Source organism: Pantoea sp. MT58 (assembly GCF_014495885.1).
In the GTDB taxonomy this organism is placed as follows: Bacteria; Pseudomonadota; Gammaproteobacteria; order Enterobacterales; family Enterobacteriaceae; genus Pantoea; species Pantoea eucalypti.
This window is the reverse complement of record NZ_CP061083.1, coordinates 2,803,607-2,816,603: the sequence shown is the minus strand read 5'-3', so window position 1 is coordinate 2,816,603 and position 12,997 is coordinate 2,803,607. Positions and strand designations below refer to the sequence as shown.

The window sequence follows — 12,997 nt, the reverse complement described above, 5'->3', positions numbered from 1 at the left end:
GTGCCGCCAACCGCCATAATAAAAAACAGCGTGGCGAAAAAGGCTTTTTTGACATTCATGACGGAAACCTGAACTTGTTAACAGTGAGGCGGGGATAATAGCGCGCGCAAGGCAGCAGGCAAAGCGCCCGGCGTGCGTTTTTTGTTATCAGCCGGGTTCATGTAACCGCACGGCATAGCCCTGTTCCTGCCAGTGTGACAGCTGTTCCTGCTGGCGACGGGTTAATTTTTTACCGGTAAATACAAACATATTCATGCCAGGAAAAAGTTCAGGACGCGGGACATCAAGCGGTTCAGCCAGCACATCAATCCGCCAGCCATGCTGTGAAAGACGCCAGCCTTCCAGCCAGATACGGGTACGATCGTCGGTACCCCAGCCAATGATCAGCGCATCTTTTCCCGATTTTTTGCGGCTGCCGGTCAGACAGAAAGCGACATAGTCGATCAGCAAACCATCCAGCAGGCTGCACATGGTTCGGGCAGTATTCTGGTCCAGACTCAGTTTCTGGCGTACAGGCATGAAAACGTGATCAATTAGCGCATCAATCGGATGTTCGCGACCAATCGCAGCAATTTTGTTACGCAGTTTAGCGGGTCTGACATGACGTAATACGCTGATTAGCTCATCCTGCAGTGTGGTCCAGCCATCGTGTGCATCAACATCGCCACCTTCCAGCAATGCCTTTACTTTACCGACCGGCACGCCGCTTTCAATCCAGCGCATGATCTCTTCAATACGCTGCACATCCTCTTCATCAAACTGACGATGTCCGCCTTCGGTACGTTGCGGCTTCAGTAAGCCATAACGACGCTGCCAGGCGCGCAGGGTAACTGGGTTTATGCCACAGCGCTCGGCGACGTCACCGATACTGTATAAGGTCATAAATTCCTCTTTCGATTGGTCTGAGTGTAATTACCATAACGAAGCAAACTAAGTTGTACAATACATTTCTCAATGTACAACTTGACTGATACGGCCCTTTTCAGCTATATCTCATTTGAGAGAATGTTTCCCATAAGTGAGAAAAGTAATGTCTGAGCTGAATACTGAGCAACGACTGGCTGTGAGGCTGTCAGAGTTACGCCTGCAACGCGGCTGGTCGCTGGATGAACTTGCGGTGGCCACGGGCATCAGTCGTGCGACATTATCGCGCATTGAGCGAGGCGAGACCAGCCCTACGGCTGCACTGCTTAACCGTCTGTGTGTCGCCTACGGATTAACGATGTCACGCCTGCTGAGTGAGGTGGAGGAGGAGTCCAGTTTGCTGGTCACCAGCCAGCATCAGCCGGTGTGGCAGGATGAGGCCAGCGGATTTATTCGCCGCAATATATCCCCTCCTGCACTTCATTTCAGATGCGAACTGGTTGAGGGCAGGTTACGGCCTGGGGCGCGTATCGATTACGATGCACCACCCATCCAGGGACTGGAGCAGCATATCTGGCTGCGTGAGGGCGGTCTCACCGTCACGATGGGATCTCAGGCGTGGACGTTGCAGCCAGGTGACTGTTTACGTTTTCATCTGACAGGAAAATCCGCTTTTGAGGCGCACCTGACCGACGGCGCGCGCTATCTACTGGTGGTGGCGAAACCATGATTGAGTACGTAACCCTCAGCGCCACCCAGGCGCAACAGAATCTGGCCGAACTGACCCATGTTTTACAGGGCTGTGTGGCAGATGGGGCCAGCGTCGGGTTTATTGATGCTGAAGACAGTGAGTTGATGACGCGATTCTGGCAGCAGCGAATCATCAGCATCACAGGCGGCGACAGCGAGTTAATCGTGGCGCGTCAACAGGGTCGCATTGTGGCGACGGTGATGATCAATAGCAGCGGCATGCCAAACGGCCGACACCGGGCGGAGATCAGCAAACTGCTGGTGCATCCGCAGGCACGCCGACAGGGCATCGCCCGTGAACTGATGCAGCGCGCCGAGCAGCGGGCGCGCGAGCGCGTCAAAACCCTGCTGGTGCTGGATACGCGCAGCGGCGATGTCGCCAGCGATCTCTATCGCTCGCTGGGCTGGCAGGTAGCGGGATCGATCCCGTTTTATGCGGAATCCACCGCAGGCGTGCTGGACGCCACCACCGTAATGTACAAAGTGCTGGCGTAAATCACCGCCGCCGGGCACGCACTGAAATTTACGACAGCGCACGAAAAATTCGGCGTGAAAGCTGACGCCGCCGGGATACTGTGTAAAAATACAGGCCATATTTTCAGTGTGGTAACGCAAATCATGGCCCTGACAGCCGCAGTAAAAAGCCAGATAGCGCAATGGTATAAAGCGCTTCAGGAGCAGGTGCCTGATTTCATCCCGCGCGCGCCGCAGCGCCAGATGATTGCCGAAGTGGCAAAATGCCTGGCCGGTGACGATTCGCGCCATCTGGCGGTTGAAGCGCCGACCGGCGTGGGTAAAACTCTTTCTTATCTGATCCCAGGCATTGCGGCCAGCCGCGCCCAGGAAAAGCAACTGGTCATCAGCACCGCCAATGTGGCGTTGCAGGATCAGATCTTCACCAAAGATCTGCCGCTGTTGAAGAAAATCATCCCCGACCTCACCTTTACCGCTGCTTTTGGCCGCGGGCGCTATGTCTGTCCGCGCAATCTGGCGGCGATGGCAGCCGACGCCGATCAGCAGGGCGATCTGCTGCTCTATCTGGACGATGATGCGGTCAGCAGCACCAAAGAGGAACAGACGCAGTGTGGCCGCTTACAAAAATCCCTGGACCGCTATCAGTGGGATGGCCTGCGCGATCACAGCGAAGAGAACGTCAGCGACAGCCTGTGGCAGCGCCTTTCTACCGATAAAGCAAGCTGCCTGGGCGCGCACTGCCACTGGTATCGTGAATGCCCGTTCTTTGTGGCGCGACGCGAAATCGAGCAGGTGGATGTGGTGGTGGCGAATCATGCGCTGGTGATGGCGGCGATGGAGAATGAGTCGGTGCTGCCACCGGCTAAAAACCTGATGCTGGTGTTAGATGAAGGGCACCATTTGCCCGACGTAGCCCGCGATGCGCTGGAGATGAGCGCCGACATTACGCCGGGCTGGAGCAGCCTGCAACTTGACCTGTTTATCAAGCTGGTTGACAGCATCATGACGCAGATGCGGCCAAAATCGCCGCCGCCGCTGGCTAACCCTGAGCGGCTGAAAGCACACTGTGATGAGCTGCGCGAACTGCTGACCGTGACCGCGCAGGCGCTGAATCCGCTGCTGCCACCGCATAACCAGCCGGGCGAATTTCGCTTTGTGCTGGGTGCGCTTCCGCAGGAGCTGCTGGATCTCTGTGCCCGGCTGTTCAAACTCAGCGACGCGCTGCGCGGTTTGAGCGAAGGCCTGATCAATGCACTCAGTGAGCAGACTGGCAAGGTGGACGTGGTGCGATTGCATCGCAATCTGCTGCAGCTCAATCGTCAGTTTGGCTGGTTTGAGTCGGTGAGCAAATTGTGGCGGCTGGCGGCGATGGAAAAAGCGTCTGGCGCACCGGTATCGAAATGGATCACCCGCGAGCTGCGCGAAGGTCAGGCGCATCTGCTGTTTCACTGCGCCGGTATTCGCGTCAGCGATCAGCTGGAAAAGCTGCTGTGGCGCAAAATCCCACATGTGGTGGTCACCTCTGCCACACTGCGATCGCTCAACAGTTTCAACCGCCTGCAGGAGATGTCGGGACTCAGCGAAAAAGCAGGCGATCGGTTTGTGGCGCTGGACTCGCCGTTTAACCATGTAGAGCAGGGCAGGCTGGTGATCCCGCAGATGCGCTTCGAGCCGCTGATGACGCACGAAGCGGAGCACATTGCGGAGATGGCCGGTTTCTTCCGTCAGCAGATGGCGGAGAAAAAGCACAAAGGCGTGCTGGTGCTGTTTGCCAGCAACCGGGCCATGCAGCAGTTTGTCGCCTGTCTGCCTGACCTGCGGCTCTCGATGCTGGTGCAGGGCGATCAGCCGCGCAGCCGGCTGGTCGATTTGCATCGCCAGCGCGTCACCAAAGGGGAAACCAGTATTCTGATTGGCCTGCAGTCCTTTGCCGAAGGGCTTGATCTGAAGGGCGATCTGCTGAGTCAGGTGCATATTCACAAAATCGCTTTTCCCCCGGTGGACAGTCCGGTAATTTTGACCGAAGGCGAGTGGCTTAAAAGCCTGAAGCGTTATCCGTTTGAGGTGCAGAGCTTACCCAGCGCCTCATTCACCCTGATTCAACAGGTCGGGCGCCTGATTCGCAGCCATCAATGTTATGGCGAAATCGTTATTTACGACCGTCGTCTGCTGAGCAAATCCTACGGCAGTCGGTTATTAGCCGCGTTGCCGATCTTCCCGATTGCGCAGCCGGAAACGCCAGAGCCGGAAGCGATACCGGTCACCGTGGCGCCAAAAAACACGGTGCGAAAACGACGTCCCACGCGGCGCTAAGCCGCGCACTTAACCGGAAGCGAGTGATGGAACTGAATAAAATCATTAAAGAGATTGGGCGCGGTAAAAATCATGCCCGCGACATCGATTTTGATACCGCGGTGGCGCTGTATGGCGCAATGCTGGCGGGTGAAGTGCCGGATCTGGAACTGGGCGGCATCCTGATTGCGCTGCGTATCAAGGGCGAAGGCGAAGACGAGATGCGCGGCTTTTATCAGGCGATGCAGGCACAGATGATGCAGCTGCGAGCGCCAGAAAACCGGCCGATGCCGATCGTCATCCCCAGCTACAACGGCGCGCGCCGCCAGGGCAATCTGACGCCGTTGCTGGCGTTGCTGCTGGTGAAACTCGGCTTCCCGGTGGTGGTACATGGCGTCAGCGACGACGCGACGCGTATCACCAGTGAGGCGGTGTTTGCCGCGCTGGGTGTAACACCTGTCACCACCGCAGAAGCGGCGCAGGCGAGACTCGACCAGGGCGAACTCGTTTTTATTACTATCGATCACCTCTGCCCGCCGATGGCGAAACAGCTCTCACTGCGCTGGCGGATGGGCGTCCGTAACAGCGCACATACGCTGGCAAAACTGGCAACCCCGTTTGCAGAGCGTGCGGCGCTGCGGCTGTCGAGCGTGTCGCATCCGGAGTATGTGCCGCGCGTGGCGAAATTCTTCAGTGACATTGATGCGCCAGCGATACTGCTCAATGGCACCGAAGGGGAAGTCTATGCGAATCCGCAGCGCTGCCCGGCGATCAGTATGATTCAGGGCGCAGGCGTGGAAGCGGAAGTGTGGGTCGAGCGTCAGCCTGAAGTGGCGGTTGAACTGCCGGCGGACAAGACGGCAGAGGTGACGGCGCGCTGGATTGATGAGGTGCTGAATCAGCAGCGCCCGGTGCCTGCGTCACTGCGATTGCAGCTCGCCTGCTGCCTGCGCGCCAGCGGCCAGTGCGACTCGCTGGCGGCGGCCGGGCAGCAGATTGCCGCTGCCGGATACTGAGTCAGGCGGCTGGCAGCGCCTGTTCAACCAGGTTCTGCCAGAAACGGATGCCAATCGGCAGCAGCGCGTCGTTGAAATCATAGCGAGCGTTATGTAGCGGCGCGGAGGGCGTCTCGCCATCCGCGCCCAGCCAGAAGTAAGCGCCGGGACAGGCTTCCATCATGCAGGCAAAATCTTCTGATGCCATCGACGGATTGACCTGCCAGTGAACCTGTTCTGCGCCCAGCGTTGCCAGCGCCACGTCGCGCACCTGCTCAGCCGGGGCCACATGGTTAGCCGTGACCGGATAGCCCGGCAGCCAGTTAATCTCGCCGCTGACGCCAAACGGACGTGGCAGAGTCGTCACAAACTCATCAATCAGTCCGCGTACTTTTTCGCGCACGCTGGTCTGCAGGCAGCGCACTGTGCCGCGCAGCATAATCTGTTCCGGAATCACGTTGATCGCTTCACCCCCGTAGATCTGCGTCACACTGACCACCGCAGAGGCGAGGGGCGAGAGCCGACGCGAGGGAATCGTCTGCAGCGCCAGAATCAGCTCGGCCGCTACCACCATCGGATCGGCGCCACTTTCTGGCATCGCCGCATGGCAGCTTTTACCGTGCAGGGTAATTTCGAATGAATCCAGCGATGCCATCATTGCGCCAGGATTAACAGCCAGTGACCCCAGCGGCAGCCCCGGCCAGTTGTGCATCGCGTAGATCGCATCCATCGGAAAGCGCTGGAACAATCCCTCTTCCACCATTTTGCGCGCCCCGCCCAGATTCTCTTCGGCAGGCTGAAAGATGAAATGCACCGTGCCGCTAAACTGACGCGTGGCAGCCAGCTGTCGGGCGGCGGCCAGCAGAATAGCGCTGTGACCATCGTGGCCGCAGGCGTGCATGACGCCAGGCGTCGAAGATCGCCACTCAGCGTCGCCTTTCTCTGTAATCGGCAATGCATCCATATCCGCACGCAGCCCGATAACCGGACCGGAACCGTTTTCCAGCGTACCGATGACTCCTGTTCCCGCCAGCCCACGAAACACCTGCAGCCCCGCCCGCGCTAATTCTTCAGCAATAAACTGGCTGGTTTGCTGTTCCTGGTAACCTAATTCGGGCTGGCGATGAAACTCACGGCGCCAGTGCAGGGCGTCTTCAAGCAGGGAAGGAGAAAGGGTCATGCAGCGTCGCGCTCCATACAGAATGAGAAGATTTCACTTTAGTGATTGGGTGGCGCGGCGTCTATCGCTGTCGGGACTAAATATGGCTATAGGCTAAATCAAAATGGAATAAGTAATAAGGAAGTGATTTCAGCGAGGGGTTTCACAATGGAAAAGTCAGAAAAACGGGGCAGGCCACAGCGCGCCCCGTGTAGTGAACGATATCAGACTATTTTTGCATTGGCAGGTTCAGGCCGTGCTCTGCAGCACAGCTCTGCGCCAGCTCATAACCTGCATCGGCGTGACGCATGACACCGGTGGCCGGGTCATTCCATAACACACGACCCAGACGCGCATCGGCCTCTTTGCTGCCATCGGCAACAATCACTACGCCAGAGTGCTGCGAGAAGCCCATGCCGACACCGCCGCCATGATGCAGGCTGACCCAGGTCGCGCCGCCCGCGGTATTCAGCAGCGCGTTAAGCAGCGGCCAGTCAGAGACCGCATCCGAGCCATCTTTCATCGCTTCGGTCTCGCGGTTTGGTGAGGCAACTGAACCGCAGTCGAGATGGTCGCGGCCAATGACCACCGGCGCTTTCAGCTCGCCGTTGCGCACCATTTCATTGAACGCCAGACCGGCAAGGTGTCGCTCACCCAGTCCCAGCCAGCAGATACGTGCCGGCAGGCCCTGGAAAGCGATGCGCTCCTGCGCCATATCAAGCCAGCGATGCAGCGTTTTGTGGTGCGGGAACAGCTCTTTAAGTTTGGCATCGGTCTTGTAGATATCCTCCGGGTCGCCTGACAACGCCACCCAGCGGAACGGGCCTTTGCCTTCACAGAACAGCGGACGGATATAGGCCGGTACAAAGCCAGGGAAGTCGAAGGCGTTGCTGACACCCTCATCCAGCGCTACCTGACGGATGTTGTTGCCGTAATCCACGGTCGGAATACCCATATGACAGAAGTCGAGCATCGCCTGGACGTGAACCGCCATAGAGGCACGCGCGGCTTTCTCAACCGCTTTCGGCTGTGAAACGCGCGCCTGTTGCCAGCGCGCCAGATCCCAGCCAATCGGCAGATAACCATTTATTGGGTCATGTGCCGACGTCTGGTCGGTCACGATGTCCGGCTTCGGCCCGCCCGCCCGGGCGCGTTTCACCAGCTCTGGCAGGATTTCAGCGGCATTGCCCAGCAGCCCGACTGAAATCGCTTTTTTCGCAGCAGTGGCTTCGCTGATGATGGCCAGCGCTTCGTCCAGCGTGGTGGCTTTGTAGTCTACGTAGCGGGTACGCAGACGGAAATCGATGCGTGACTCCTGGCACTCAATCGCCAGTACGCAGGCACCGGCCAGCACACCCGCCAGCGGTTGCGCACCGCCCATGCCGCCCAGCCCGGCGGTGAGAATCCAGCGTCCGCTGAGGTCGTTGTTATAGTGCTGACGTCCCGCTTCCACAAAGGTTTCATAGGTGCCCTGCACGATGCCCTGTGCACCGATATAGATCCAGGAACCGGCGGTCATCTGGCCGTACATCATCAGGCCCGCTTTATCCAGCTCGTGAAAGTGATCCCAGGTCGCCCAGTGTGGCACCAGATTAGAGTTCGCCAGCAGGACGCGCGGCGCATCCGCGTGGGTGCGGAAGATGCCGACCGGTTTGCCGCTCTGGATCAGCAGCGTCTCATCCGGTTGCAGCGCCCGCAGCGAACGCAGGATCTGCTCGAAGCATGCCCAGTTTCGCGCTGCTTTACCGATGCCGCCGTAAACCACCAGATCTTCCGGCCGCTCGGCCACATCGGGATCGAGGTTGTTCTGAATCATGCGGTAAGCCGCTTCAATCAGCCAGTTAGCGCAGTGCAGTGTGGTGCCATGTGGCGCACGAATTTCACGTGCCACAGCCTGAGAAAGAGTTTCGCTCATAAGAGATTCCTTAATTCAAGAAGTTGGGTGCATGCTCGGCAGCAGCGCGGTCAATGCCTGAGGCCAGTCAGCGCGACTTGCCCACTGACGCATGGCCTCGATATCGGGTGCCAGCAGGCGATCTTCCTCAAGGAAAGCGACCTGCTCGCGAATGGTGTCGATGGCCTGCTCAATCAGCACAGAGCTTTTCAGCGGCCGGTTAAATTCAATACCCTGCGCGGCGGCCATCGCTTCAATACCGACCACCGCGGCGCTGTTAAAGCACATGCTGCCGAGACGGCGGGCGGCATAGGTCGCCATTGAGACGTGATCCTCCTGGTTAGCGGAGGTCGGCAGACTGTCTACGCTGCCCGGATGGGCCAGCGATTTGTTCTCAGAGGCGAGCGCGGCGGCGGTGACCTGGGCGATCATAAAGCCAGAGTTCACGCCACCGTCACGCACCAGGAAAGGCGGCAGGCCAGATAAGCCGCTGTCCAGCAGCAGCGCCAGGCGCCGCTCGGAGATGGCGCCGACTTCAGCAATGGCCAGCGCCAGGATATCTGCGGCAAAGGCCACGGGTTCGGCGTGGAAGTTGCCGCCGGAGATCACATCGCCGCTGTCGCTGAACACCAGCGGGTTGTCCGAGGCTGCGTTTGCTTCGATTTCCAGAATCCGCGCCGCGTGGCTGAAATTGTCCAGGCAGGCACCCATCACCTGCGGCACGCAGCGGATGGAGTAGGGGTCCTGCACGCGGCCGCAATGGGTATGCGACTGCAGAATTTCACTGCCCTCTATCAGAGCGCTGACGGCGGCGGCGACCGCAATCTGGCCCTGCTGACCACGCGCTTTATGAATACGGGCGTCGAACGGTTTCAGCGAGCCTTTGATCGCCTCCAGCGAGAGCGCACCCGCCATCAGACCGGCAGCAAACAGATTTTCACCTTCAAACAGGCCACGCAGCGCCAGCGCAGTCGAAACCTGGGTGCCATTGAGCAGCGCCAGTCCTTCTTTTGGACCGAGCACAAACGGCGACAGGCCGACGCTTGCCAGTCCTTCTGTTGCCGGGATCAGCTTACCAGCGAGCCGTACCTGACCTTCACCCAGCAGCATCAGCGACATGTGCGCCAGCGGCGCCAAATCGCCAGAAGCCCCGACAGAGCCTTTTTCCGGGATGCAGGGCATCACACCCGCGTTAAACAGGGCAAGCAGCGCCTCAACGAGTTCGATTCGCACGCCAGAGTGACCGCGCGCCAGACTGATGATTTTGGTTGCGACCACCAGCCGGGTGACATTGTCGGGCAGCAGATCGCCCAGTCCGACGCTGTGTGACAACACCAGATTACGCTGCAGATCCGCCAGCCGGCTGGCCGGAATTTGGGTCTGCGCCAGTTTGCCGAAGCCGGTATTAATGCCATACACCACGTTACCGGAGGCGACAATGGCATCTACGGTTTGCTGCGCCGCTGCAATCGCCTGACGCGCATGCTCATCGAGACTTAATGTGACATTACCCTGATAGATAGCGCGTAATGTGGCGAGGTCCACCTCGCCTGGCACCAGGCGCAATGCCTGAAACGAACCTGACATAGCCTACTCCTGTCGATACAAGTGTGCTGGTGTGGCGAAGCTGCTTCCCTTGCCCTGAACCAGCGGGATAATTCGAGTGAAACATAAGCATTAAATCTTGTCTATGCTTGTCTATACAATCAAGCAAAGGAAGCAAAGGACGTGCCAGGCCGATCACAAAAATCGAATCTCCATGTGCTGCGGGTCGGGTGTTTAGCATGTGGGAGAAGCTGCACCATCAGGATGCGGAGGCTGCACCATCGGAGCATCGCGTGCTCTGCTGGATGTATATACATTCACGCAGTGAGACAGTAAACTCAGGGGACTTTCAGCATAAGGAACAGCAAATGGTTGAGCATACGGCACTGGCACAACTGGCGGCGGCAATGAGCGATGAACCTGCACCGATCTATCAGCGGGTGAAACAGGCCATTGTCAGCCAGATTCGTGAAGGGTTGTGGAAAGCGAATCAGCGTGTGCCATCAGAAAGTGAACTGGTCAATGAACTGGGCGTCAGTCGCATGACCATTAACCGGGCGCTGCGTGAGCTCACCAGTGAGGGATTTCTGGTGCGGATGCAGGGTGTCGGGACCTTTGTGGCGGAGATGAAAGGCTACACCGCCATGCTGGAGGTGCATAACATCGCCGATGAGATTGCCCAGCGCGGTCATCAGCACAGCGCAAAAATCCTTACCCTCGGTCAGAACAAAGCCGATCCCGAGCAGGCGGCCGTACTGGGTCTCACTACCGGGCAGACGCTCTTCCATTCGCTGATTGTGCACTACGAAAACGATCTGCCGGTGCAGCTGGAGGATCGTCTGGTCAATCCGCTGGTCGCGCCCGACTACCTGACGCAGGATTATGAGAAGATGACGCCGTACACCTATCTCATGCGGGTCGCGCCGCTGACGGCGGGTGAGCACATCGTTGAAGCGGTGCTGCCCGATGCGCGTCAGCGTAAGCATTTGTCGCTGGATGAGCACGAACCCTGCCTGCTGATTCGCCGTCAGACCTGGAGCGACATGAAAATCGTGACCTATGCGCGATTGCTCTATCCCGGCTCACGTTACAAACTGCTGGGCCGCTTCAGAGGACACGGTTAAGTCGGGTAAACAGCAGCCGGGCATCCGTGTCACACGGGCTGAGTTGTGTCTCATCATCGACCCACCACGTCCCCTGTTGCGCGCTCAGCTTTTCTCCGTCAGCCGTCTGCCATGCGCCAGCCAGCACCCAGGCGACGCCATGCAGCGCGCTGACCTCTGTGGTCACCACCTCCACCGTTGCCTGCCATTCACCACGTCGCGTCATGATATTAAAATCTTCGCTGACGCTGCCCTGCAGTTGTGCCGTTAAGGCGAGTTCGCCGGCAAACGCCCACGGCTTTTGCGGCGTCAACAGATGCTGCACGCCGGGCGCGGTTAACAACACCGGATCGCCGTGCAGCAGGGTGATAACCCGATCAATCTCCGGAAAGGGAGAGAAGGGGCCATCCTGCGCCAGGGTCGCAATACTGGCGCGCCAGCCAAAGCGATCTGCGCCGGGCGGGAAACTGATAATCTCACGGGTCTCACCGCCACCGTTGCGCCAGCGGCTGACTGCCAGATCGGCATATGCGAACCGGGCGATCATCGCAGCGCCGCCATTGCCTGAGCAAAGCGTGCGGCACACGCTGCCTGGTGCGGATGCACGCCATCTTTCACCACGGCTTTACCTGCAACATAGACGTCGCGAATCTGATCGCGCTGTCCGGCAAACAGCCAGCGGTTCATTACGGCGTGTGATTCCACGCTGCCGAGCCATGCCTCATCACGCAGCACCAGCCAGTCAGCACGTTGTCCCACCGCCAGCGTACCCTGCTGAATGCCGCACGCCTGCGCACCCCCTGCTGCAGCCTGTTGCCAAAGCAGATCGCCTACCGAGGGCTGGTCAGGCAGGGTGATTCGGTTGCGGCGCTGGTCGCGCAGGCGCTGCGCATACTCCAGCCAGCGCAGCTCTTCCTGGGTGCTCAGCGAGACGTGACTGTCGGAGCCAATGCCCCAGCGTCCGCCCTGCGCGATATACTCCACCGCCGGAAAAATGCCGTCACCGAGGTTGGCTTCGGTGGTCGGGCAGAGACCCGCCACCGCACCGCTGCGGGCAAGGCGTGACAGTTCGCTCTCATCCAGATGCGTGGCGTGGATCAGACACCAGCGCGTATCCACGTTAAAGCGGTTAAGCAGCCAGGCAACCGGCCGTTCGCCGCTCCACGCCAGTGAATCATTGACCTCTTTCTGCTGTTCAGCCACATGGATATGGACCGGCAGCCCAGGATCGCTGGCCGCCAGCACGTCGTGCATCTGACTTTCACTTACTGCCCGCAGCGAATGGAAACAGAGGCCACGATTCAGCAGTGGCCGCTGCTGCTGCCACTCCTCCAGCCGCGCCTGCTGTTGCAGATACTGGTCGGTCTGCTGGATAAAACGTTTCTGACCCGCCGTTGCAGGCTGACTGCCAAAGCCGCTGTAGCTGTAGAGCACCGGCAGCAGGGTCTGACCGATACCGGCGATCTCCGCCGCCTCGATCAGCTGTTGCAGCATCGCATCATCACCATAGGGTGCGCCGCTGGGGTCGTGATGCAGATAGTGAAACTCCGCCACCTGGGTGTAGCCGCCCTTCAGCATTTCGATGTAGAGCAGGGCGGCAATATCGCCCACCTGCCGGGGTGTCAGGCGCTGCACCATGCGGTACATCAAATCCCGCCAGGTCCAGAAGCTGTCCTGAGGATCGCCCGCGACTTCTGCCAGCCCCGCCATGGCACGCTGGAACGCATGCGAGTGCAGGTTGGCGATCGCCGGAATTACCTCGCCGTTGAGCTGGACAGCATTCTCCGCATGGCTATCCGGAGCAATGGCATCGATAAAACCCGCCTGATTAACTGTGATACGAACCTGCTGCTGCCAGCCCTCTGCCAGCAGTGCACGCGGGGCAAAAAAAGTTACCATGGTTGATCCTCTCCGGATGTGG

The 12,997-nt window shown here is 59.0% G+C and carries 11 protein-coding genes; 5 read left to right on the top strand and 6 right to left on the bottom strand.

The features are described from left to right. Window positions 1-147: 147 nt before the first annotated feature. The gene (locus IAI47_RS13310; protein WP_003851779.1) at window positions 148-882 is read right to left on the bottom strand and encodes a MerR family transcriptional regulator; all 735 of its coding nucleotides are present in this window, start codon (window positions 880-882) and stop codon (window positions 148-150) included. 148 nt (window positions 883-1,030) lie between these two features. Here IAI47_RS13310 and IAI47_RS13305 point away from each other — a divergent pair, with 148 nt between their 5' ends. The 4 genes from IAI47_RS13305 to ybiB all read left to right on the top strand — a co-directional run bounded on the left by IAI47_RS13305 (window position 1,031) and on the right by ybiB (window position 5,396). Continuing rightward, entirely contained in the window at window positions 1,031-1,594 is a 564-nt protein-coding gene (locus IAI47_RS13305) for an XRE family transcriptional regulator (protein ID WP_008925079.1), read from the top strand. Continuing rightward, window positions 1,591-2,109: a GNAT family N-acetyltransferase gene (locus IAI47_RS13300; protein WP_105099372.1), complete on the top strand. Its 519-nt coding sequence runs from the start codon at window positions 1,591-1,593 to the stop codon at window positions 2,107-2,109. Before IAI47_RS13305 ends, IAI47_RS13300 begins: the two co-directional genes overlap by 4 nt. 123 nt (window positions 2,110-2,232) lie before the next feature. Then, window positions 2,233-4,401, top strand: a complete 2,169-nt coding sequence (gene dinG / locus IAI47_RS13295) for an ATP-dependent DNA helicase DinG (RefSeq protein WP_008925081.1) — start codon at window positions 2,233-2,235, stop codon at window positions 4,399-4,401. Between the two features lie 26 nt (window positions 4,402-4,427). Further along, a complete protein-coding gene (gene ybiB / locus IAI47_RS13290) occupies window positions 4,428-5,396 on the top strand; it encodes a DNA-binding protein YbiB (protein WP_008925082.1) in 969 nt (322 codons plus the stop codon). Between the two features lies 1 nt (window position 5,397). On the opposite strand, the gene IAI47_RS13285 is transcribed toward ybiB, so the two are convergent. The 3 genes from IAI47_RS13285 to hutH form a co-directional block, all read right to left on the bottom strand. Next, window positions 5,398-6,555 (bottom strand): M20 aminoacylase family protein, encoded by a 1,158-nt coding sequence (locus IAI47_RS13285; RefSeq protein WP_008925083.1) that lies wholly within the window; start codon window positions 6,553-6,555, stop codon window positions 5,398-5,400. A 208-nt stretch (window positions 6,556-6,763) separates the two neighbouring features. Then, a complete protein-coding gene (gene hutU, locus IAI47_RS13280) occupies window positions 6,764-8,449 on the bottom strand; it encodes a urocanate hydratase (RefSeq protein WP_003851765.1) in 1,686 nt (561 codons plus the stop codon). A 15-nt stretch (window positions 8,450-8,464) separates the two neighbouring features. Continuing rightward, complete coding sequence (gene hutH, locus IAI47_RS13275; RefSeq protein ID WP_008925084.1) at window positions 8,465-10,015, bottom strand: histidine ammonia-lyase; 1,551 nt, start codon at window positions 10,013-10,015, stop codon at window positions 8,465-8,467. A 326-nt stretch (window positions 10,016-10,341) separates the two neighbouring features. Between hutH and hutC the strand changes: the two genes are divergently transcribed. Further along, window positions 10,342-11,097, top strand: a complete 756-nt coding sequence (gene hutC / locus IAI47_RS13270) for a histidine utilization repressor (RefSeq protein WP_008925085.1) — start codon at window positions 10,342-10,344, stop codon at window positions 11,095-11,097. Here the strand turns inward: hutC and IAI47_RS13265 are convergent. Together IAI47_RS13265 and IAI47_RS13260 are read right to left on the bottom strand one after the other, a co-directional pair. Beyond that, a complete protein-coding gene (locus IAI47_RS13265; RefSeq protein WP_008925086.1) occupies window positions 11,081-11,623 on the bottom strand; it encodes a HutD family protein in 543 nt (180 codons plus the stop codon). The two genes, hutC and IAI47_RS13265, sit on opposite strands and share 17 nt — an antisense overlap. Next, window positions 11,620-12,975 carry a formimidoylglutamate deiminase gene (locus IAI47_RS13260; protein WP_008925087.1) on the bottom strand — a complete coding sequence of 452 codons (1,356 nt, stop codon included), beginning with the start codon at window positions 12,973-12,975 and terminating at the stop codon, window positions 11,620-11,622. Before IAI47_RS13260 ends, IAI47_RS13265 begins: the two co-directional genes overlap by 4 nt. Window positions 12,976-12,997 lie beyond the last annotated feature (22 nt).